Consider the following 21,269-nt stretch of genomic DNA (forward strand, 5'->3'; position numbering starts at 1 on the left):
CGGCAGGTGCAGGACTTTCTCGCCGCCATGGGCCTTGTCCTTGTGATAGAAGGTCTGGTCTATGGCGGCTTTCCAGGCCTTGCCAGGAAGCTCGCCACTGAAGTGTTGTCGCTGCCCGAGAATGCGTTGCGGATCGCCGGGCTGGCGGCGATTGCCATCGGTGTCGGCATCGTCTGGCTGGTGCGAAGCGGGTAAGCGTGGCGAGCTTCGATCCCGGGGGATACGAAGTTCGATCCCGGGATACGAGCTTCGATCCCGGGATAACGGATGATTTATCCTCTGCCGATAGTCATAGCCGCAAACGTGCCGTATTTTTTGCCAACATGGCGCGACGCGGCGTTTTCGTCGAAGCGCTTTTCTTTTCAAGAATACCGGGAGGCTTCTCGATGACATCCAATACCCTTTTGCGCGCGGCACGGCGGACGCTCATCGCCGGTGCGGCAGCCCTTCTTGTCAGCGCCGTCGCTGCCCCGTCCTTCGTGACGCCGACATTGGCCGCCGACGGCCCTGCTTCGGTCGCCGACCTGGCGCAAGGCCTGCTCGGCGCGGTGGTCAACATCTCGACCTCTCAGACTGTGAAGGGTACGGAAGGTCCGGGCGCTGTGCCGATGCCGCAGTTGCCCGAGGGTTCGCCTTTCCAGGATTTCTTCGACGATTTCTTCAAGAACCGTGGCGGCGACAAGGACAATGGCGGGCAGAAAGTGCAGTCGCTGGGTTCCGGCTTCGTCATCGACGCGGAGCAAGGCATCGTCGTCACCAACAACCACGTGATCGCCGATGCCGACGACATCGAGGTCAATTTCTCGGACGGCATCACCTTGAAGGCGACGCTGGTCGGCACCGACACCAAGACCGATGTCGCGGTGCTGAAGGTCGACCCGAAGGGCCACAAGCTGACGGCGGTGAAGTTCGGCGATTCCACGAAGATGCGCGTCGGCGACTGGGTCATGGCGATCGGCAATCCGTTCGGCCTCGGTGGCACGGTGACGGTCGGCATCGTTTCGGCCCGCAACCGCGACATCAATTCCGGCCCCTATGACGATTTCATCCAGACCGACGCCGCGATCAACCGCGGCAATTCCGGCGGTCCGCTGTTCAACAGCGCCGGCGAGGTCATTGGCATCAACACCGCGATCATTTCGCCGTCGGGCGGTTCGATCGGCATCGGCTTCTCCATCCCCTCGCAACTCGCCTCCGGCGTCGTTGACCAGTTGCGCCAGTTCGGCGAGACCCGGCGCGGCTGGCTCGGCGTGCGCATCCAGCCGGTGACCGACGACATTGCCGAAAGCCTCGGCATGGCGACTGCCAAGGGCGCGCTGGTCGCCGGCGTCATCAAGGGCGGCCCGGTCGACAACGGCACCATTCAGGCCGGCGATGTCATCCTCAAATTCGACGGCAAGGACATCCATGAAATGCGCGACCTGCCGCGCGTGGTCGCCGAGAGCCCGGTCGGCAAGGCGGTCGACGTGCTGATCGTGCGCAAGGGCGTCGAGCAGACCGTGAAGGTGACGCTCGGCCGGCTCGAAGATGGCGAAAAGCTGGCCAGCGGCGAGGACGGCAGCAACACCGACCAGAACAAGGGCGACAAGGCTCCGGCCGTCTCGACGGCTTCGGTGCTTGGCATGACCGTCGGCGAACTGAACGACGAAACGCGCAAGAAGTTCAGCATTGCCGCCGATGTCTCCGGCGTCGTCATCACCGATGTCACCAAGGATTCGGCTGCCGCCGAACGCGGCATCCAGCCGGGCGAGGTGATCACCGAGATCGCACAGGAATCGGTCGCCACGCCCAAGGATGTCATGGACCGGATTGGCGCCTTGAAGGAGCAAGGGCGCAAGAACGCGCTGCTGATGCTGGCGTCGAAGACCGGCGAGCTCAGGTTCGTGACGATCCGGATGGACTGAAGTCCGGAAAGGCTTGTAGTGCCCTGATTTTGAGACGAAAAAAGGCGGCTATTGGGCCGCCTTTTTTCTTGCCTGCCAGTCCTCGCGCGACAATCTGTAGAGGACATGCCGCTTGAGCGCCGGGTGGCTGTCAGGGACGTCCGGATGGTCGAAGTCGCCAGCCGGGTCGACCCTCATGCCGAGGCGTTTCATGACGGCGGTGGAGCGATGGTTTTCGTAAACCGCGAAAGACACGATTTCGTCCAGGTCGAGCGTTTCGAAACCGTGGGCGAGCCAGGCCTCGGCCGCCTCGGTGACGTAGCCCTTGCCCCAGAATTCCGGAGCGAGACGCCAGCCTATCTCGATCGTGCCGGCGGGCAGGACGTCGATGTCTTCCGTCCCGGTTATCCCGACAAAGCCGATGCACTCGCCCGTGGCCGCAATCTCGGTCGCGGCGAAGCCATAGCCGTCCTCATCAACCCAGGCGCGGACCTCGTCCATCTTAGCGTCCGCCTCCGCGCGGGTGCGGCGGAACGGAAAGAATTCCATGACCAGTTCGTCGGAATTGATCCGGTGGAACAGTTCGCGATCGCGATCTTCCCAGTTGCGCAGGATCAGGCGCTCGGTACGCATTGGTTTCATTGCACAAACTCTTCCTGTCTGTAGCCCTGCACATAGAGCAATGCTGTCAGGTCGCCATGGTCGATGCGAACCGTTGCCTGTGCCGCCACCGTCGGCTTGGCATGGAGGGCGACACCGGTGCCAGCCAGCCGGATCATGTCGAGATCATTGGCGCCGTCGCCGACAGCAATGGCGTCAGTCGGCGTCAGGCCGAGGCGTGTGGAAATCTCGATCAGCGCATCGGCCTTGGCGGCGCGGCCGAGTATCGGTTCGCCAACCAGCCCGGTGAAGCGGCCGTCCTGTTCGAGCAGGCGATTGGCGCGGTTCTCCTGGAAGCCAAGCATGGCCGCGATGCGCGTCGTGAAGACCTCGAACCCGCCGGACACCAGCGCCGTCCAGGCGCCATGGGCCCGCATGGTTCGCACCAGCGCGCCGCCGCCCGAGGCCAGAGTCAGGCGATTGGCGACGATGCGGTCGACCACGGCGGCGTCGAGGCCCTTCAACAACGCCACCCGCTCGCGCAAGGCCGGTTCAAACGCGATCTCTCCATTCATCGATCGCGCGGTGATGGCGGCGACATGATCCTTGACGCCGATCTCGTCGGCCAGTTCGTCGATGCATTCCTGGTCGATCATGGTCGAATCCATGTCGGCGATGAGGATCTTCTTGCGGCGCGTTTCCGCCGGCTGGACGATCACGTCGACCGGTTCGGTGGCGAGTGCTGCACGCAGGGCGGCACTTATATCGCCGGCGTTAGCCTCTTTCGGCAAGGCAAGATCGCAGGCAATCCCGTCGGCAAGCCAGACAACAGCGCTTGCGCCGACCGACCGTGACGCCATATTCGCAAGCGACTGCGACAATACGCGATCGGCGGGACGGGAAACAAGCGTGGCGATGAGCGGCATGGACGATTCCGGCGGACAGGCGGGCAAAGGCCGCGTGAAGGACGCGATCCTGATAGCCGGGCCGACCGCCAGCGGCAAGTCGGCCCTTGCGCTCGATCTGGCCGGGCGCAAGGGCGCCGTCATCGTCAACACCGATTCCATGCAGGGCTATTCGGTGCTCGACGTGCTGACGGCCCGGCCGGGGGTCACCGACCTCGCCCGCGCGCCGCATTTTCTCTATGGCCATGTCCACCCAGCTACAGCCTATTCCACCGGCGCCTGGCTGCGCGACGTGATGAAGCTGATCGACGACGGTACGCTCTCCGGACAGCCAGTTATTTTTGTCGGTGGTACCGGGCTCTACTTCCGTGCGCTCGCCGAGGGCATTTCGGAAATGCCCGACATTCCGCAGCGAATTCGTGACCGCTGGCGCTATGAGTTGAAGGAGCAGGGCGCCGTCAAGCTGCACAGCGTGCTGCTGCGCCAGGATTCTGCGGCTGCCATGATGCTGAAGCCGACCGACAGCCAGCGCATCGTGCGGGCACTGGAGGTGCTCGATGCGTCGGGCCGTTCGATCCGGGAATGGCAGGCGGAACGCGGCCGGCCGCTCATCGACAGGCAGAGCGCGCGTTTCTTGGTCATCGAGCCGGACCGGGCGGCGCTGGTCGACCGCATCGAAAAGCGCTTCGACCAGATGCTGGACAAGGGGGCACTGGACGAGGTCAAGCGGCTATCGGCGCTCGGCCTCGACCCCGAATTGCCGGCGATGAAAGCGATCGGTGTTCGCGAACTGCAGGCCGCGATGGCTGGAGAGATTGGCTTTCCCGAGGCGATCGAGCGCGCCAAGATTGCAACCAGGCAATATGCCAAGCGGCAAACGACCTGGTTCAGGCACCAATTGGGCTCGGAATGGCAAAAATTGCGGCCCGGTGACGATCTGGAAACCACGATTTGATCGCCTGTTTCCATTGCAACCTGAAAAGTTTATCTGCAAGGTAAGGTTCCCGTTGCGGTTGTCCAAATTAACCCTCCGTAAGCCCGCCCATGCCATAAGGTCAGTGGGCACTTTTCCATTGGGGAGCAGATGCGTTTCCATAAGGCGGAATCAGCATTTTTCGTCTTTATCTTCGTGATCCTGGCCGCCGGCCTGGTGACGCTGCATGCCTATGGACTGCTGCAATCCTTCGCCACCGAGCTGCATACGGCTTCGGGCATGGACAAGGTCATCTATCTCAACAAGCTGTTGTTCGCGACCGGGGTGCTTTTGGCCACTGCGCTGTTCTTCGGCATTTTCTTCATCTATCCGCTGATCCGCAAACAGGCGACGGAGGAAGGCAAGCTGCGCGCCATGACGGTATCGCTCAGCGCCCGCTCTGAGACACTCGAGCATGCCGCGCTGACCGACGGCCTGACCGGCATGCAGAACCGGCGCTATTTCGATGACGCGCTGAAGGAATATCTCGAGGAGTTCCGGCGCATCGAAAAGCCCGTCGGGCTGATGATCCTCGACCTCGACCATTTCAAGCAGGTCAACGACACCCATGGCCATGATGTCGGCGACGAGGTGCTCAAGGCCGTCGCGAGCTGCCTCAAGGACATGACACGCTATCACGACGTGGTGGCGCGGCTGGGCGGCGAGGAGTTCGCCGTGGTCACGCCCAACATGGACTCCGAACTGCTGGGCAAGTTTGCCGAGCGCATCCGCAAGGCGGTCGCCAATATGTCGGTGCTCTCCGGCAATGTTCGGCTCAGGATCACCACCAGCGTCGGTCTGGCTGTCTGGGACCGCAAGGAAACGGCGGAGGAGTTCTATCGCCGCGCCGACCGCCAGCTCTACGAGGCGAAGAGGCAAGGCCGCAACCGCGTCTGCGCCTAAAATCCCGAAAGGGAATTCATGAGGCCGGTCGTCTGACGCGGCTTTCTAGACTTCCGGTGCTCACGGACTAAATGTCCGCTCCGCTCCGGCTTCTCGAAAGCCACGCCATTCAACTCGGCCTGATGAATTCCCTTTCGGGATTTACCCAAGGCATGCCAACGACGCAGGGCGCCTAGATGTGCGGCTTCTTGGACTGTCAGCAGAGAGACGTAGCGCGCACCGCTCAGTCGTTTTGTGGGCGCAGGCCGAAGGTCGCGGGCTTGAGACCGTAGCGCATGTCGAAATCGTCATCCGATTGCACCCGGCTGGTGGCCGGCGGCTTGCGGTAGTCGGGATCGCCGGCCTGGCGGCTTGAATCGACGACTTCGGCGAAGGCCATCGCCTGCTGCGTTGATTTCGGCACGTTGCGCAGCCGCTCGACGATCGCCACCAGGTCGACATCCTCGCCGGCTTTCGACTCGGCCTCTTCGCGTTTGTTGGTGCCGGGGATCAATTCCGAGGATAGTTTTTCGAACTTAAGCCGCATCGTCGTCGCCACGCCTTCGCCAAAGGCAATTGCCTCGCGCTGGCCCATGGACGACAGGAAAGCCAGCGTCGAGGCCGAGGAGTCGGCAATCGCCGAGCGGATGATCGCCTGGTCCTGCTCGTTGGCTAGTCGCATGGCGAAGAAGGTCGAACATTGCGACAGGATCGTCGGGTCGAGCTCGCCCGGTCGCTGGGTGACGACGCCGAGATAGCAGCCATATTTGCGGCCTTCCTTGGCGATGCGCGACAGCGCGTGCCTTGTCGGCGCAAAGCCGAGACGCGGATCGGCCGGCATATAGCGGTGCGCTTCTTCGCACAAAAGCAGAAGCTGCAGCTTGCCCTCGCTCCACAAAGCGAGGTCGAAGGCCAGGCGCGCCAGCACCGAACAGACGGAATTGACCACTTCGGACGGCATGCCGGCCATCTCGAAGCAGGTTACCGGGCGGCCATGATGCGGCACGCGGAAGAGGTTGCCGATCGTTTCGTGGATGGTGTCCTCGATCAGGCGCGAGTTGAACATGAAGCGGTAGCGTGGGTCGGCAGCCGCCGATTCGACGCGCGTCTTCAGGGATTTCAGCGTCGGGCGGTCGGTCTTGCTTTCGAGCATGCCCATACGCTCGTCGATCTGCTTGATAAGGTCGGCGATGCGGTAAGGCACCGGCGTATCGGCGGTCAGCGCATCGCTGCCGCGCCTGATGTAGCTGCCCGAATTCGGGTTGCGGTAAAGGTTCTTGGCGGCGGGGATGAGGTCGCGCAAGGCGTCGATCTCTTCCGGCACCGTCTCGCGGCCGCGGAACAGCACCTCGGCGAACTCCTCCAGCCTGAACATCCAGAACGGAAGGTCGAGCGTCTTGGAATCGACCCTGACGCAATATTCGGGCAGCGACGCGGCGAACTCGTTGTGCGGATCGAGGATCAGGATGCGCAGGTCCGGCCGCGCCGCGATCGACTTGCGCAGCAGCAACGAGACGGCGGTGGATTTGCCGACACCGGTGGTGCCGACCACGGCGAAGTGACGCGCCAACGTATCGTCGATGGCGATGTTGGCGGCGATCGTCTCGTCCTGCGAGAGTGTGCCGATGGTGATCGAATGGCGCCCGGCCAGATCATAGACTGCCTGCAGGTCACGGGTGCGGATGCGATGGGCGATGGCGCCGATATGCGGATAGGTGGTGATGCCGCGATCGAAGATCGGCTTGGCGCCCGGTTCTGCTCCGTCGCGGACTTCGCCGATCAGCTCGATGCTGACCTCGATCGGGTTTTGACCTTCATTGCTCCAGGCGCGGTCCGACTTGCCGATCCCGTAGACCAGGCCGACGGTTCGCGTGGATCCCAGATTGATGGAAATCATCTTGCCGACTGTCCACAGGCCGGTCACCGCGCCGTCAATATCGTCCGCAAAGGCGCCGATGGTGGCGCGCGCGCCGTCGCATTGCACGACGTTGCCCAGAATGCGCCTGTCGTTCTGCTCCGCGTTGCGACGCTCCTGCGATGTCGGTTCTCCAACGGAGGCTTCGCGTTCGACATACATGGACAGGCCAATCCCCATTTCCCCTGGAGCATCGACCCTACAGGAACGGGGTTAAGGCTGGATGAGGTTGGATGGTGTAGAGACGATTAAGGAGCCGGTGCAAATTGTCGATGGCTTTGCCTCTTGTCCACCTGCGCTTGCGAACCGACGTGAGCATTCCTTTTGCCAGCGGTATTGCATGGTGTCGCAACCAATTCGCATGTCTCAACGAGCCGAAGCACGTCATTCGTCCCCTAACCGCGACCGGACCAAAGCACGACCAGATTACCGCCGTTCGCCCGGCGAAAGGCTATCGATGCTCCTCTCAGAGGAATTGCCTTCGTGATGCCATCAAGAACCACAGTACGCGGGCAAATGTCACCTCAAAGCGCGCCCACCAATCCTCTCGGCGAATTTGCGCACTCAGAGCCGCCATAGCTGCATTGCTAGCAAGGACTTGACTTACAATGGTGTTGCCAAATCCGCGGTACGATCTTGCGGAGCCAGCCATGGCAAGTCGGGATACCACCCAAGTACGCTCATCATCGCTGAGTTTCTCCATCTGTTCGTCGGACAGCCCAGATTTCAAATCTACAAAAAGCCAGAAACGTTCTTTCGCAGTCGTTGCCAATTTAGCCTCAGCGTCTTCAATGACAGTAAAGACCTTTATCTCCGCACCTCGCTCTTTAGCGCTTTGTAAATCTCTTACTATTGATAGAGGAATCAGGTTTTCGATTTCGCGGCAAGGCAGAGCGACGGCCTCAACTAAGGGCCAGCCGGCGTCTTCAGCGAGCTTTCGCGCGTCGCTGATCTTCGCGGGCTCTGGCGAGGAAGGGGCGTTGCGATCCGAGTCAGCTAACATGCAAACGATACGCCGTTCTCCGATTCTCTGAGCAAGGACTTCGATTATTCGTTCCCCGCCGCCATGATGGACATCCATTGAAATAGAATTTGTGCCTACGCGGCGCTTGAGTTGGTCAAAGATAGCTACGTATAAACGCCCGTCCGATGCGGTGTCCTCCACCAAGAGGATAGACTTATCGGAAAGGCTCAAATTTGATGCCTCTTCAAAGCTCATGTGCACGGCGTTTCCGATAGACACTGGAGGGCCGACATGATCGCCGACGATGCGCAGCCGTTCCAAGGCCAGATCCCTAAGAGACCCGGTCTGTGTGAATTCTCCCACAAGGCGTTCGACTGTAGCTCGCTCCATCAGTCCAAGCTGAACGTTTGCCAAAAACCATAAAGACGTTTGTCGAGGCATGATAACTAAGTGATGGCCGAGCCGGTGGGCTCTAAGAACCTCCGTGAGTAAGCGGGACAACAATATCGGATCAAAGGCGTGGAGTTGAGCCTGGGTCGCGTCGATTTCAAATATCATGAATGAAGACCAGGCTGAAAAAATCCATATGGCCAGTTCTTCAGCGTTCCGTCCTCGGAAAATTCAGCGATTCTAACGACAGTGCATCGATAATCGTCAATATCTGGATCGAATATAAGTATCTGTACATCAGATTGGGATATTTTTCTCTCGCTTATAAGCTCGCCAAGTCGGTTAACCATTGCCTCACTGTGCGTCTCGACCACAAATTGAATTGACGGAGCTATTTTTTGTTTGTCTTGCGATTTTTTTTGCTCTCCGACCAAGGCATCAGCGAGCAACGCCTGATGTGCAGGGTGAAGATGAAGCTCCGGTTGCTCGATAACTAGTATTGATGATTGAGGAAACCCGTCACGAAACGATATCGGCTGCGCATTTCGCGGTCTGTTGGATGCCCACCAGATCTGCCCCAATACAGGCAATACCTGGGAAATTCCATATCCATTGTCGACAATATTTGTAACATTTCCGTCCACCGATAAATTGATGCTGATGTGCCCCTGGAGGCGAAGCAGCTCAACTCCGTATCCGAATCTGCTTTGAACCCAACGGGAGAAGCTTTGAAGCTGTCTGTCGGAAAGTGAGTTTAGAAACATAGGAAAGTTTTTACCGTCGGAGTCGATCTCTGAAACGGCCAACTCTTGATACCGGTAGTACCTTTCGCTCCGAGCTCTCGCAGGGCCTATGTAGAGGGTGCCCGATAGTATCAGGCGAAGTTTCTCGAAAGTAGCAGAGGCCATAGGCAGAAATTGGTTCGCGACAAAAATTCGATGCGCCGCGGACTTTAGGTCTTTTACATTCTTTCCTCTGAGATCCGCCAACAGCTTGCCAAAAGACCTATTTGTGGTTCTGCCCTGCAGGCGCTCAATCTCCAAATCAGAGAACTCGGGCATTGAAAGAAATTCAATCGAAAACCGCTCAAGTACCTCCTGTCTTGTTCTCTTATCTACATGATTCCGAATGAGATCAGCCATTGGTTGAACTAGAGATGAAGTATTTCTTACAAATAGGCGAGGGGAAATGTCCGATTGTTCCTTAAGTCTGATGGACGGCTCCGGGAATATACTTCCTACAGGAAATGCTACTCGATAATTTTCGAAAAGATCGTATATGGTTTTTCCATTAAGATTCAATGTAGACATTACACCAGCGTCGTCGATGCCAACCTCGAAAACAACTTCACCGTGACCCATCGATATGATAAAAGAGTCTAGGCGAGTCTTGTTCTCTTTTGCGCTTATAAAGAATTCTACTTCAATTGGACCAATTTTTCGATCATATTCCCATCCGTGATATGCATATTGCGAAAGATAATTATTAGATAGTCGTATCTCGTCTAGACCAAAAACAAAACTTATTTTATCGGACATATCATTGTCCGAGACAACTCCTTCGAAAGAGCCAAAATCTACAAAATCTCCGTACCAAAGTATGGGAGAACTTGTCCTTGTCATCAATGATTGCCGAAGAAGAGGAAAAGTTCTAAGAAATGTACTCTTGCCGCTACTATTTCTTCCAACAAGTATTGTGATCGGTCTCAATTCTACTGGCTTAACATTTCTAAGTCGACGAAGATTTTTTACGCCAAATCGAAACATAGGGGTGCTTACCTGATATCTTTTGCGAAAATGTCAAACCGACCGTCTCAGCGGAGACAACCCTGTTCACTGCAGATGGTGAGTGTCAATGGTGTGATCCCCAATTTGCGCACAGCCAACTCTCCATGTCGCCAAAACGATGACCGTATTCTAGCGAAGCTTTTCACAGGCTATACCAGCAATCTAAATTCGCCTTAGCATGTAGACTTCTGGCAGGTTTGGAAAGCGCTAAGCCGGGAGGTTATGCTGCTGCGCATGGACAAGGTCGAGCATCTGGGGCATCGCCGCCGTGTGCGCCACCTGGACTGACGGCAATGTGCCCGCATCTGCCGCCCCATCGCAATCACAGGACATCACGCGCATGAACTCGATCGAGATCGGAACACTGACCCCAGCTGCGGCGACGCAGGAGATGCTGGCCGAATTGCTGGTCGCAACGGTAGCAGCCGGTGGATCGGTCAGTTTCATGCATCCGCTGGCACCGGAAGCGGCTAGCGCATTCTGGCAGAAATCCCTGGCAGCAGCGGCAAGAGGGGAAAGGGCGGTGCTTGGTGCCTGGGACGGCGAGGTCCTGGTCGGTACTGTCACCCTGTTGCTTGACTGCCCGCCCAACCAGCCCCACCGGGCCGAGATCGCCAAGCTGATGACCCGTTTCGATTACCGGGGCAGGGGCGTGGGATCGCGCCTGATGCGAGCCGCCGAGAGCCTGGCCGTGGAAAAGGGGCGCACGCTGCTGGTTCTCGATACGGCGACGGAGGAGGGTGCTTCAGGCCTCTACGAGAAGCTCGGTTTCACGCTGGCCGGCGAGATACCGGAGTATGCCTTGAAGCCGCATGGCGGGCTGACCGGTACGCTCCTTTACTGGAAGCGTATCGGGCCAATCTCGTAACCAGTCACGTCGGACCGTAGCCGGAGAGGCGCAACAGCAGCCACCGATGGAAATCCTGTTCGGCGCTGGTCAGGCGCGCGGTCGACGCCTTGGTCAGGAAATGCCCCGAGGTGCTGGAGAGTTCGAAGTCGGAAAGCCTGACCAGGGTCCTGCTGTCGAGCGCGGCATCGACCAGCGGCCGCGAGCCCAGCAGCACGCCGGCCCCCGCCCTGGCCGCCTCCATGGCTGCAACGAAACTGTCGAAGCGATGCGATCGCCGGGGGTGGCCGGCCAACCCTGCGGCCACGAACCATTCCGCCCACATCTCGCGTGCGCCGGCGACCAGAAGCAGCGGCAGGGAGGTCCAGTCGGCGTCGCCGGCCAGGGCCGGGGCAGCCACCGGCACGAGCCGCTCGGCGGTCAGCCTGTCGGCGTCACGTCCGGGGAAGGATCCGTTGCCGAAACGGATGTCGAGCGTTGATCCCGGCAGGTCGTAGTCGGTCGGTCGGTGGATCGTCACCAGATCGAGCTGGATGCGCGGCAATGCCGTGGCCAGATCGGGCAATGCCGGGACGAGCATCAGCAGGGCAAAGGAGATCGGCGCTCGAACGGTCACGGTCTGGACGGCACGCGGCTCAAACAGTTCAGCCGTGCTGCTGCCGATGGTGGCGAAAGCCGACTGGATGTGGGGCAGGTAAGCCGCGCCTTCCGGCGCCAGCGCGACGCCACGTGCCAGCCTTGAGAACAGACGCGTCTTCAGCCGTTCTTCAAGAAGCCGGATATGCTGGCTGACCGCCGCCTGGGTCAGGCCAAGCTCGGTTGCCGCGGCGGTGAAATTCGACAGCCGTGCCGCGGCCTCGAAACTGCGCAGCCAGTCAAGCGGAGGCAAGGGCGGGATTGTTCGAGCCATTAGTTCTTTGGGGTCATTGGCCAAAAAAGGATAATTTGAGTTATGCCTTTCGCGCGGTCAACATGCAATCGAAACCTGCGGATCGGACCGCAGGCGTAGCGGACAGGAATGGATCTCCATGCTCACCCACGCGCTGGTCGGCGACGAAGGCGGAACCATCGAACTTGGCTGGAAGGACGGGACGCGCACCCGCTTTCACGCCATCTGGCTGCGCGACAATGCGCTGGACGACAAGACGCGCAGCGCCGGCAACGGCCAGCGGCTCATCACCATCCTCGACATTCCAGCCGAGACGAAGATCGGCGCGGCATCGATCAAGGGCGACGCCCTCGAGGTCAGCTTCGTGCCGGAAGGAAAGACGGTGAGCTTTCCCTCGATATGGCTGAGCGCCAATGCCTATGATCGCGACGCGGCCCGCCAGGCCGGCTGGACAGGCGAGCACACCGTGCGCTGGACCAAGGCGACGATGCAGAATTCCGTGCCGCGTGCCGGCTACCCTGCTGCCAGCCGCGACCGCAACGTCTTGAGGCAATGGCTGTCGGCGGTGAAAGCCTATGGCTTTGCGGTGATGGACGACCTGCCGGCCGAATCCGGGGCGCTCTGCAAAGTGTCAGATCTGTTCGGCTATATCAGGGAAACCAATTACGGCCGCTGGTTCGAAGTGCGCGCCGAGGTCAATCCCAGCAATCTCGCCTACACCAATCTCGGCCTCCAGGCGCACACCGATAATCCCTATCGCGATCCGGTGCCGACGCTGCAGATCCTGTCCTGCATCGAAAATACGGTGGAGGGTGGCGAGTCCAGCGTCGTCGACGGGTTTGCCGTCGCGGCCGCCTTGCAGGCTGAGAACCCCGAAGGCTTTCGGCTGTTGAGTTCATGCCCGGCGCGGTTCGAATATGCCGGCTCGGCCGGCGTGCGGCTGCAGGCGAAGCGGCCGATGATCGAGCTCGGGCCCGACGGCGAGCTGATCTGCATCCGCTTCAACAATCGTTCGCTGGCGCCGACGGTCGACGTGCCGTTCGCCGACATGGAGGCATACTATGCCGCCTATCGCCGGTTTGCCGAGCTGATCGAGGATCCATCCTTCGAAGTGACCTTCAAGCTCGAAGCGGGCCAGGCGTTCATCGTCGACAACACGCGCGTCATGCATGCCCGCAAGGCGTTTTCCGGCACCGGCAAGCGCTGGCTGCAGGGTTGCTACGCCGACAAGGACGGCCTGCTGTCGACGCTCGCGGCGATCGAACGCGGGTTCAAGGAGGCGGCGGAATGACCGGCCAGGACCTGAACGCGGACAACATCGTCGAGTTCATCGCCGACATCTTTGAACGCCGGGGTGCGGAATCCTATCTCGGTGAGCCCGTCACCATGTCGGAGCACATGCTGCAGGGCGCATGGTTCGCCGAGCAGGACGGCGCGCCGGACGAGCTGGTGGCGGCGGCCCTGCTGCACGACATCGGCCACTACACCAGCGAGTTCGGCACCTATTCGCCGGAGGATGTCGAGGACAAGCATCACGACGAAGCCGGCGGTGAGGTACTGGCGCCGTTCTTTCCGCCTGTCATCGTCGAATGCGTCAGGCTGCATGTCTCGGCCAAGCGCTATCTCTGCGCCACCGACCCGAGCTATTTCGGCAAGCTTTCGCAGGCTTCGGTGCATACGCTGTCGCTGCAGGGCGGGCCGATGAGCGTGGACGAGGTGGCCGAGTTCCGCAAGAATCCCTTCCATGAAGAGGCGGTCCGGGTCCGTATCTGGGACGAGAGCGGCAAGGTCGCCAACATGAAGACGCGGACATTCCGCGACTACGTGCCGTTGCTGCAGCGGGTCGTTCGCGACTTTCGCGATCGCGCCTGACGCAACTCCGTCGAGGTCGAGGAGGCTCGCCGTCTTGCCGCTGCGCTTGTTCCGATGTATTAGCCGCGCCCACCATGCGGCCCGCATTTTCATTGGCCGCACCGTATCGACCACGCTTTTGATGGAGGCGACGATGAGATCTTGTTCACGCATTTTGCGCCTCCGCGGCGGACGAACGGGCTGACCGCGCCACAGCGGTTCCAATATCCTGGCACTCTGAGGACCGCCGTGCTGCGATGTGCGGTGGCAGTTGTCGTCTACACGAGCTGCGTAACCCGGGACGGCGTTAAGCCGCATTGTCCTTAAAACGGTGGGAAGCCTAGCTCCCGGCCAACGATCGCGGCTGCCTGAAAATCAAAGATGCAGCTTTGCAACACTCCGGCAGGCCATTGTAAACATTGAAGGAATGGCACTTGTGCCAAGTTTCTTGTGAGCCTAGAGACCGCGCCATTCCCAACCCGTCATCCTGAACGGAGACCTGTCCATGTCACGCCAACCCAGATCGACACATTCCGTGCCGACGCTGGAATTGCGTGCGGCTGACAGGGTTCCAATCAGGAAGAACGGCCATGGCAAAGTCCATGATCCAGCGCAGGCAGGACGCCGAGCGCCAACGCATTGAAGCATATCAAGCATCGCTGAGGCGGGTTTCCGCCATGCCGCGCCCCGCTCCCGATTTCGAGCGGGCGCTCGACGAGGTACGCCGCGGCTATGCAGGCGTGGCGATCCGCGACGGCGCGTTGTGGCGTCCAAAGCTGAAGACGCGCGACCCGGCGCGGCTGCGGCTGGCTGCCGCCCGCTATCTCTTTGCGCGTTATCCGGTTTCGGCCGCGCTCGAGGCCATCTGGCTGGATAGGTCGGGGCTCGATGGCCAGGAGATCGCACTTCGCGTGGCCTGGTACGTCACGGCTGCAGGTGGCGGCTCGCTCTACAAGGCGGGCGCCAATGCGTGGCTGTCGCGAAAGGAGGTGCATTGCTTCCTGAACGTGTCTGGCGATTTCACCTTCGACGAGGCGTTCTGGTTCGCGATCGTCCGGTCCTACACCGAGGATTGGGGGCTGGCTGCACGACTTGCACGCACGAAGATCGCGCGCACGCCGCGTGGCGAGTTGGCCTTCTGGCGCGAGGTGGCGAGCTTCTTCTGCGAGCATCCTGCTTCGAAGGAGGAGATCGACGATCTCTGTGACCATGTCGGCGCCAAGCACCGGCGCGATGCTGCCTACAGCCTGAAGGGCCGCACGCTCGCCTCGCTGCACCGGCAGATGTCGGACTGGCATCGCGATCTTGCTGCGATCGAACGCATCGAGGCGATGCGCCGGCGGGCCGCCGCGCGGGCTCAGCCCGTCGCCGGCGCACCCGCTCAGTGCAGCGCCTGGGACGGCTCGCGCCTGCAGGATTGGGAATGGCATCCGCCGCCCAAGGAGGCGAAGGCGCATGGCGAGTGGTTCTCCATCCGCCAGTTGAAGACCGAAGAGGACCTCGTTGCCGAGAGCCGGGCGATGCATCATTGCGTGTCGTCCTATGCGACCAAATGCATTGCCGGCAATGCCTCGATCTGGGCGCTGCGGCGCAAGGCGCTCGGCAAGACTGAACGCTTGCTGACGATCGAGCTCGATCCGCAGCATCGGGCGGTCCAGGTGCGCGGTTTCGGCAATCGTCTGGCAACGACGGACGAGCGCAAGATCCTCGAGCGTTGGGCCAAGGCGAAGTGCGTGACGCTGCAGGACTGAACAGACAGAGCCCGCGCGGCGGAATCGCCGCGCGGGTTCAAAAGGGGCGGATGAACGAGGCGCTATCCCTTGTGATGGACCTGCTGCAGCCCGTAGACCGGCGTCGGCAGGCCTATCTGCCTGGCCTTCAACTGCAGCGACAGGAACTGCGAATAGTGGCGTGACTGGTGCAGATTGCCGCCATGGAACCACAGTGCTTCCTGCTGCGTCGGCTTCCACATGTTGCGCAATTCGCCCTCCCATGGACCGGGATCCTTGGTGGTGTTCGAACCGAGACCCCAGCATTTGCCGACTTTGTCGGCGACGTCCCTGGAGATCAGGTCGGCCGCCCAGCCATTCATCGAGCCGTAGCCGGTGGCGTAGACGATGACATCGGCGGGCAACTCCGATCCGTCACTGAGCAGCACCGAATGCTCCTTGATCTCGACCACGTTGACACCGCTTTTCAGCTTGATCGAGCCATCGATGATCAGATCGGAAGCGCCGACGTCGATGTAGTAGCCCGAACCACGTCGCAGATACTTCATGAACAGGCCCGAATCGTCATCGCCCCAGTCGAGCATGAAACCAGCCTTCTCCAGACCCGTGTAGAATTTTGCATCGCGCTTCTTCATCTCGGCGTAAGCCGGAATCTGGAATTCGTGCAGGATCTTGTAGGGCAGGGAGGCAAAGACGAGGTCGGCCTTGGCCGTGTTCATGCCGCTCTGCACCGCCTGTTCCGAATAGAGGGACCCCAGCCCGATTTCCATCAACGTGTCGGACTTGACGATATGCGTGGTCGAGCGTTGCAACATGGTGACATCGGCGCCTGCTTCCCAAAGTGCCGCGGCTATGTCGTGGGCGGAATTGTTCGAGCCGATGACAACAGCTTTCTTGCCGGCATAGGCATCCGGACCGGGATGCTTCGAGGAGTGATGCTGATCACCTTTGAAGTTTTCCATGCCTTTGAATTTCGGCATATTGGCCTTGCCGGATTGTCCCGTAGCAAGCACCAGCTGCTTCGGCCTTAGCGTAATGTCCTTGCCGTCGCGGTGGACGACGACCGTCCATTCCTTCTTCTTGTCGTCATAGGACGCGCTCTTGGCCTCGGTCGAGGACCAGTAATTCAGCTCCATCACCTTTGTGTACATTTCCAGCCAGTCGCCGATCTTGTCCTTGGGCGAAAAGACCGGCCAGTTCTTCGGGAAATCGATATAGGGCAGATGGTCGTACCAGACCGGGTCATGCAGGCAGAGCGACTTGTAGCGCTTGCGCCAGCTGTCGCCGGCCCGCTCGTTCTTCTCGATGATGATCGTGGGAACGCCGAGCTGCCGCAGGCGCGCGCCGAGCGCGATGCCGCCCTGGCCGCCGCCGATGATCACCGTGTAGGGCTGCGTCTTGAAGCCGAGCTCAGCGGCTTCCTTTTCGCGTTCTTCCTTCCATGTCGCACGGTTCTTGCCCGAGCCGTGTTTGGCACCCATCGGTCGCGCGAAACCCGCCGGCTCTTCGTGGCCTTTCAGTTCGACCATGGTGGTCAGCAGCGTCCAGATCTTGCCGTCCTTCAGCCTGACATGGCCGAAGCCGCGCGCCACCTCTGTCTCGAAGCTGATCCAGCCGTCGATCACCCCGCCGCTCTCGGTCGCGTCCTCGCCCTTGGCGATGGCGAAGTGGGATGGCTTGGTCTTCGACAACTGGCTCTTCAGCATGTCGCGGACCTGGTCGCGACCCTCCATGGTCTTGATGTTCCAGGTGAAGGTGACGAGGTCACGCCAATAACAGTCCTCCTGAAAGCAATCGACCGCTTTCTCGATGTCATTGGCGACCAGGGCGGCGCCGAATTGGTCGAGCAGGTCGGACAGTTTCTTGTTAGGGGCCTTGTCGAGCATCAGCTTTCCTCCTTGGATTGTGATCGCTTCTCAATCGAGCGATTTGGCCGGACTGAGTTGTCCACGATGAGCGGAGTATTTCTTCAAAAGCTCCGCAGCGTCACGCCCTCCAATAGTTTGGCGTGTTTTCAATGCCTTATCGGGAACCCCATGGGATTTTCCGGTGATGGCTTGCCGGTGCCAAGGAGGAGAGCCGGCCCCTTTGCTGCGGGTTCATGTCACTCAGATTCGCCGTTGACAGCGGCGTAAAACCAATTCTATTGTCCGCCACCATGAAAACGGCACTCATTCTCGTAGGAAAGCGCGTGGGCAAGGCGGTGTAACCGCCGGGCGAAAACCTCCCATGCGCACACACAGGCTCCCTCGGGGGCCTTTTTTATTGCCTGAAACACGACTAAACGACCAGCAATCGCCAGATGGCGGCAGTACGGGACCAGACCGATGAGCAACGGACAGAGTGAGCGGCGCGAAATGCCAAGAACCGAAATGACGGGCGCCGAAATGGTGGTGCAGGCGCTGAAGGACAATGGCGTCAAGCATGTCTTCGGCTATCCGGGCGGCGCGGTACTCCCGATCTACGACGAGATTTTCCAACAGGACGAGGTCGAGCACATCCTGGTGCGCCACGAGCAGGGCGCCGGCCATGCGGCCGAAGGCTATGCGCGCTCGACCGGCAAGGCCGGCGTCATGCTGGTGACATCGGGACCCGGCGCCACCAATGCGGTGACGCCGCTGCAGGACGCGCTGATGGATTCGATCCCGCTGGTCTGCCTGACCGGACAGGTGCCGACCTCGCTGATCGGCTCCGACGCTTTTCAGGAATGCGACACGGTCGGCATCACGCGCCCCTGCACCAAGCACAACTGGCTGGTGAAGGACGTCAACGAACTCGCCGCGACCATTCACGAGGCCTTCCATGTCGCGACCACCGGCCGTCCCGGTCCGGTCGTGGTCGACATTCCAAAGGACGTGCAGTTCGCCAGGGGCTTTTACGTGTCGCCGCAGATCGCGCCGCGCACCAGCTATCAGCCGAAGGTCCAGGGCGACCTGGACAAGATCAAGGCGGCGGTCGAATTGATGGCCAGCGCCAAGAAGCCGATCATCTATAGCGGCGGCGGCGTCATTAATTCAGGTGCGGAAGCAAGCCATCTGCTGCGCGAACTGGTCGATCTCACCGGATTCCCGATCACCTCGACGCTGATGGGTCTCGGCGCCTATCCGGCATCGGGCAAGAACTGGATGGGCATGCTGGGCATGCACGGCACTTATGAAGCCAACATGGCCATGCATGATTGCGACGTGATGATCTGCATCGGTGCGCGCTTCGACGACCGCATCACCGGACGGCTGACCGCGTTCTCGCCGAACTCGAAGAAGATCCACATCGACATCGATCCGTCGTCGATCAACAAGAACGTTCACACCGAAGTGCCGATCATCGGCGATGTCGGCCGGGTGCTGGAGGATATGGTGCGGCTGTGGCGGGCGACCGCCAAGGCCGACAAGAAGGCGCTCTACCCTTGGTGGGAGCAGATCGCCAAATGGCGTGCGCGCGATTCACTCGCCTACAAGATGAACAACGACGTGATCATGCCGCAGTACGCCATCCAGCGGCTCTACGAACTGACCAAGGGCATGGACACCTACATCACCACCGAGGTCGGCCAGCACCAGATGTGGGCGGCGCAGCACTATCATTTCGAGAAGCCGAACCGCTGGATGACGTCGGGCGGGCTGGGCACGATGGGGTATGGCCTGCCGGCGGCATTGGGCGTGCAGATCGCGCATCCCGACGCGCTGGTCATCGACATCGCCGGCGACGCCTCCGTGCAGATGACGATGCAAGAGATGAGCGCGGCCGTGCAGCATGACGCGCCGATCAAGATCTTCATCCTCAACAACCAGTATATGGGCATGGTGCGGCAGTGGCAGCAGCTGCTGCACGGTAACCGGCTGTCGCATTCCTACACCGAGGCGATGCCGGACTTCGTCAAGCTGGCCGAGGCCTATGGCGGCCACGGCATCCGTTGCGAGAAGCCGGACGAGCTGGACGATGCGATCAAGGAGATGATCGCGGTGAAGAAGCCGGTGCTGTTCGATTGCCGCGTGGCAACGCTTGCCAACTGCTTCCCAATGATCCCGTCGGGCAAGGCACACAACGAGATGCTGCTGCCCGACGAGGCGACCGACGAGGCGGTGGCCAACGCCATCGACGCCAAGGGCAGGGAACTGGTGTAGTCCGCTCAGCCGAGGCAGGGCTGTCGCGAGAAGCCGTGCGAAAACAGATAATTAGCTCAATAGTTTGAAATCGAGATTCATGTCATGAACGCACAGCACCTTCAGCCCACGGGCTCCGCCTACTTCATAGCCAAGGAGACGGAAAGGCCGGAGAACCACACGCTTTCCGTGCTGGTCGACAACGAACCGGGCGTGCTCGCCCGGGTCATTGGCCTGTTCTCCGGGCGCGGATACAACATCGAGAGCCTGACCGTTTCCGAGACCGAGCATGAGAAGCACCTGTCGCGCATCACCATCGTGACGCGTGGCACGCCGCATGTGCTGGAGCAGATCAAGCATCAGCTCGAACGCATCGTGCCGGTCCACCGCGTCGTCGACCTGACCGTGCGTTCGCACGAGTTCGGCCAGGAGCGGCCGCTGGAGCGGGAACTGGCGCTGGTCAAGGTTGCAGGTACCGGCGAGGCCCGCGTCGAGGCACTGCGGCTGGCCGACGCCTTCCGCGCCAGCGTCATCGACGCCAACACCGAGCATTTCATCTTCGAGATCACCGGCAAGGGCTCCAAGCTCGACCAGTTCATCGCCATCATGAAGCCACTCGGCCTGGTCGAGATCTGCCGCACCGGCGTGGCGGCGATGAACCGCGGTCCACAGGGGATGTAGGCACGGCCGGGCCTTCCAACTCTTTGACAAGCGTAGGTCTGGCTCGGTCATAGACAGGCCACTGGTCTTTGTGCAGTCGCCGAAAAGAGACAATAATGCTGACGTGTCTGGGAGGATATCATGTCGCTTGACGCATTCCTTGCCCTGCTCGTCTATGCCTTGGTGACGTCGATCACGCCTGGGCCGAACAATTTCATGCTTCTGGCATCGGGAGTGAATTTCGGCATCGTCAGGACGGTGCCGCACATGCTGGGCATCAGCATCGGTTTCCTGGTGCTGCTGGTGGCGGTTGGGCTTGGCCTGGGTGCGGTGCTGACCGCGTTTCCGATCCTGCATACGGCACTCAAGGTCGCGGGCGGCGCCTACCTGCTTTATCTCGCCTGGAAGATCGCCATGTCGCGTTCGCTTGCCGGCAAGGGTGAGGCGAAGGGGCAGCCCATGCGCTTCATCGACGCGGCGGCGTTTCAGTGGGTCAACCCCAAGGCATGGGTTATGGCGATCACCGCCATGGCCGTCTACACCAATCCGGAGCATCCGTTCCTGTCGGTAGTGTTGATCTCGGTGGCCTTCACCGTCGTCAACTTGCCGAGCGTCTCGGTGTGGGCGGGTTTCGGCACCGCGCTGCGCGGTTTCCTGTCGGACCCGGTGCGGCTGAAATGGTTCAACGTCGCCATGGGCGTGCTGCTGGCGGCGACGTTGTGGCCGATGCTCCGCTAGGCGTGTCGACATTCCGATGATGCGGGCAGGTGATGCCGGCCTGACCTGAAACCCGGCCCACCTGGGTCGGCTGCACATCCATTGTGCAGTGCACATTAAATCTTCGTAATGCCGTGTTTTGGCCCTTTTCCGACAAAGGCGTGTCCTATCTA

Annotated in this window: 18 protein-coding genes; 11 read left to right on the forward strand and 7 right to left on the reverse strand. The window is 60.5% G+C overall.

Annotated features, from left to right (window positions below; genetic code table 11):
- The first annotated feature begins 6 nt into the window (after positions 1 to 6).
- On the forward strand, positions 7 to 195 hold the full coding sequence (locus tag AC1DYW_RS17390) for a DUF2065 domain-containing protein (protein WP_095087125.1): 189 nt from the start codon (positions 7 to 9) through the stop codon (positions 193 to 195).
- Positions 196 to 386: 191 nt separating this feature from the next.
- Positions 387 to 1,904: a DegQ family serine endoprotease gene (locus AC1DYW_RS17395; RefSeq protein ID WP_457153337.1), complete on the forward strand. Its 1,518-nt coding sequence runs from the start codon at positions 387 to 389 to the stop codon at positions 1,902 to 1,904.
- A gap of 48 nt (positions 1,905 to 1,952) precedes the next feature.
- On the opposite strand, the gene AC1DYW_RS17400 is transcribed toward AC1DYW_RS17395, so the two are convergent.
- Positions 1,953 to 2,525, reverse strand: a complete 573-nt coding sequence (locus AC1DYW_RS17400) for a GNAT family N-acetyltransferase (RefSeq protein ID WP_477227043.1) — start codon at positions 2,523 to 2,525, stop codon at positions 1,953 to 1,955.
- Entirely contained in the window at positions 2,522 to 3,409 is an 888-nt protein-coding gene (serB, locus tag AC1DYW_RS17405) for a phosphoserine phosphatase SerB (protein ID WP_457154868.1), read from the reverse strand. Before serB ends, AC1DYW_RS17400 begins: the two co-directional genes overlap by 4 nt.
- On the opposite strand from serB, the gene miaA reads away from it, so the two are divergent.
- Positions 3,399 to 4,343 carry a tRNA (adenosine(37)-N6)-dimethylallyltransferase MiaA gene (miaA, locus tag AC1DYW_RS17410; protein WP_457154869.1) on the forward strand — a complete coding sequence of 315 codons (945 nt, stop codon included), beginning with the start codon at positions 3,399 to 3,401 and terminating at the stop codon, positions 4,341 to 4,343. The two genes, serB and miaA, sit on opposite strands and share 11 nt — an antisense overlap.
- 129 nt (positions 4,344 to 4,472) lie before the next feature.
- Complete coding sequence (locus AC1DYW_RS17415; RefSeq protein ID WP_477227044.1) at positions 4,473 to 5,264, forward strand: GGDEF domain-containing protein; 792 nt, start codon at positions 4,473 to 4,475, stop codon at positions 5,262 to 5,264.
- A gap of 223 nt (positions 5,265 to 5,487) precedes the next feature.
- On the opposite strand, the gene AC1DYW_RS17420 is transcribed toward AC1DYW_RS17415, so the two are convergent.
- From AC1DYW_RS17420 to AC1DYW_RS17430, 3 genes are all read right to left on the reverse strand, one after another.
- Complete coding sequence (locus AC1DYW_RS17420; RefSeq protein WP_477227045.1) at positions 5,488 to 7,320, reverse strand: ATP-binding protein; 1,833 nt, start codon at positions 7,318 to 7,320, stop codon at positions 5,488 to 5,490.
- A 304-nt stretch (positions 7,321 to 7,624) separates the two neighbouring features.
- The gene (locus AC1DYW_RS17425; protein ID WP_477227046.1) at positions 7,625 to 8,680 is read right to left on the reverse strand and encodes a hypothetical protein; all 1,056 of its coding nucleotides are present in this window, start codon (positions 8,678 to 8,680) and stop codon (positions 7,625 to 7,627) included.
- Complete coding sequence (locus AC1DYW_RS17430) at positions 8,677 to 10,050, reverse strand: AAA family ATPase (RefSeq protein WP_477227047.1); 1,374 nt, start codon at positions 10,048 to 10,050, stop codon at positions 8,677 to 8,679. Before AC1DYW_RS17430 ends, AC1DYW_RS17425 begins: the two co-directional genes overlap by 4 nt.
- 589 nt (positions 10,051 to 10,639) lie before the next feature.
- Between AC1DYW_RS17430 and AC1DYW_RS17435 the strand changes: the two genes are divergently transcribed.
- Positions 10,640 to 11,167 (forward strand): GNAT family N-acetyltransferase, encoded by a 528-nt coding sequence (locus tag AC1DYW_RS17435; RefSeq protein WP_477227048.1) that lies wholly within the window; start codon positions 10,640 to 10,642, stop codon positions 11,165 to 11,167.
- Between the two features lie 4 nt (positions 11,168 to 11,171).
- Here the strand turns inward: AC1DYW_RS17435 and AC1DYW_RS17440 are convergent, their stop codons facing one another.
- The gene (locus AC1DYW_RS17440) at positions 11,172 to 12,056 is read right to left on the reverse strand and encodes a LysR family transcriptional regulator (protein ID WP_477227049.1); all 885 of its coding nucleotides are present in this window, start codon (positions 12,054 to 12,056) and stop codon (positions 11,172 to 11,174) included.
- A 118-nt stretch (positions 12,057 to 12,174) separates the two neighbouring features.
- Between AC1DYW_RS17440 and tmpA the strand changes: the two genes are divergently transcribed.
- From tmpA to AC1DYW_RS17455, 3 genes are all read left to right on the forward strand, one after another.
- Positions 12,175 to 13,326 carry a 2-trimethylaminoethylphosphonate dioxygenase gene (tmpA, locus tag AC1DYW_RS17445; protein WP_477227050.1) on the forward strand — a complete coding sequence of 384 codons (1,152 nt, stop codon included), beginning with the start codon at positions 12,175 to 12,177 and terminating at the stop codon, positions 13,324 to 13,326.
- Positions 13,323 to 13,907 (forward strand): (R)-1-hydroxy-2-trimethylaminoethylphosphonate oxygenase, encoded by a 585-nt coding sequence (gene tmpB, locus AC1DYW_RS17450; protein WP_457153054.1) that lies wholly within the window; start codon positions 13,323 to 13,325, stop codon positions 13,905 to 13,907. The genes tmpA and tmpB overlap by 4 nt, the downstream gene beginning before the upstream one ends.
- Before the next feature lie 569 nt (positions 13,908 to 14,476).
- A complete protein-coding gene (locus tag AC1DYW_RS17455) occupies positions 14,477 to 15,637 on the forward strand; it encodes a PcfJ domain-containing protein (protein WP_477227051.1) in 1,161 nt (386 codons plus the stop codon).
- 62 nt (positions 15,638 to 15,699) lie between these two features.
- Here the strand turns inward: AC1DYW_RS17455 and AC1DYW_RS17460 are convergent, their stop codons facing one another.
- Positions 15,700 to 17,502 (reverse strand): NAD(P)-binding domain-containing protein, encoded by a 1,803-nt coding sequence (locus AC1DYW_RS17460; protein WP_477227052.1) that lies wholly within the window; start codon positions 17,500 to 17,502, stop codon positions 15,700 to 15,702.
- A gap of 441 nt (positions 17,503 to 17,943) precedes the next feature.
- Between AC1DYW_RS17460 and AC1DYW_RS17465 the strand changes: the two genes are divergently transcribed.
- The 3 genes from AC1DYW_RS17465 (at position 17,944) to AC1DYW_RS17475 (ending at position 21,117) form a co-directional block, all read left to right on the forward strand.
- Positions 17,944 to 19,740 (forward strand): acetolactate synthase 3 large subunit, encoded by a 1,797-nt coding sequence (locus AC1DYW_RS17465; RefSeq protein WP_457151508.1) that lies wholly within the window; start codon positions 17,944 to 17,946, stop codon positions 19,738 to 19,740.
- 84 nt (positions 19,741 to 19,824) lie between these two features.
- Positions 19,825 to 20,400 (forward strand): acetolactate synthase small subunit, encoded by a 576-nt coding sequence (gene ilvN / locus AC1DYW_RS17470; protein ID WP_013894763.1) that lies wholly within the window; start codon positions 19,825 to 19,827, stop codon positions 20,398 to 20,400.
- 120 nt (positions 20,401 to 20,520) lie between these two features.
- The gene (locus tag AC1DYW_RS17475; RefSeq protein WP_477227053.1) at positions 20,521 to 21,117 is read left to right on the forward strand and encodes a LysE family translocator; all 597 of its coding nucleotides are present in this window, start codon (positions 20,521 to 20,523) and stop codon (positions 21,115 to 21,117) included.
- The last annotated feature ends 152 nt before the right edge of the window (positions 21,118 to 21,269 follow it).

This window comes from Mesorhizobium sp. P2_D5, from assembly GCF_056404355.1.

Coding starts and splice junctions, on each gene's coding strand:
- AC1DYW_RS17395 (WP_457153337.1), top strand. CDS start 387: ATGACATCCAATACCCTTTTGCGCGCGGCACGGCGGACGCTCATCGCC.
- AC1DYW_RS17400 (WP_477227043.1), bottom strand. CDS start 2,525: ATGAAACCAATGCGTACCGAGCGCCTGATCCTGCGCAACTGGGAAGAT.
- miaA (WP_457154869.1), top strand. CDS start 3,399: ATGAGCGGCATGGACGATTCCGGCGGACAGGCGGGCAAAGGCCGCGTG.
- serB (WP_457154868.1), bottom strand. CDS start 3,409: ATGCCGCTCATCGCCACGCTTGTTTCCCGTCCCGCCGATCGCGTATTG.
- AC1DYW_RS17415 (WP_477227044.1), top strand. CDS start 4,473: ATGCGTTTCCATAAGGCGGAATCAGCATTTTTCGTCTTTATCTTCGTG.
- AC1DYW_RS17420 (WP_477227045.1), bottom strand. CDS start 7,320: ATGTATGTCGAACGCGAAGCCTCCGTTGGAGAACCGACATCGCAGGAG.
- AC1DYW_RS17425 (WP_477227046.1), bottom strand. CDS start 8,680: ATGATATTTGAAATCGACGCGACCCAGGCTCAACTCCACGCCTTTGAT.
- AC1DYW_RS17430 (WP_477227047.1), bottom strand. CDS start 10,050: ATGTCCGATAAAATAAGTTTTGTTTTTGGTCTAGACGAGATACGACTA.
- AC1DYW_RS17435 (WP_477227048.1), top strand. CDS start 10,640: ATGAACTCGATCGAGATCGGAACACTGACCCCAGCTGCGGCGACGCAG.
- AC1DYW_RS17440 (WP_477227049.1), bottom strand. CDS start 12,056: ATGGCTCGAACAATCCCGCCCTTGCCTCCGCTTGACTGGCTGCGCAGT.
- tmpA (WP_477227050.1), top strand. CDS start 12,175: ATGCTCACCCACGCGCTGGTCGGCGACGAAGGCGGAACCATCGAACTT.
- tmpB (WP_457153054.1), top strand. CDS start 13,323: ATGACCGGCCAGGACCTGAACGCGGACAACATCGTCGAGTTCATCGCC.
- AC1DYW_RS17455 (WP_477227051.1), top strand. CDS start 14,477: ATGGCAAAGTCCATGATCCAGCGCAGGCAGGACGCCGAGCGCCAACGC.
- AC1DYW_RS17460 (WP_477227052.1), bottom strand. CDS start 17,502: ATGCTCGACAAGGCCCCTAACAAGAAACTGTCCGACCTGCTCGACCAA.
- AC1DYW_RS17465 (WP_457151508.1), top strand. CDS start 17,944: ATGAGCAACGGACAGAGTGAGCGGCGCGAAATGCCAAGAACCGAAATG.
- ilvN (WP_013894763.1), top strand. CDS start 19,825: ATGAACGCACAGCACCTTCAGCCCACGGGCTCCGCCTACTTCATAGCC.
- AC1DYW_RS17475 (WP_477227053.1), top strand. CDS start 20,521: ATGTCGCTTGACGCATTCCTTGCCCTGCTCGTCTATGCCTTGGTGACG.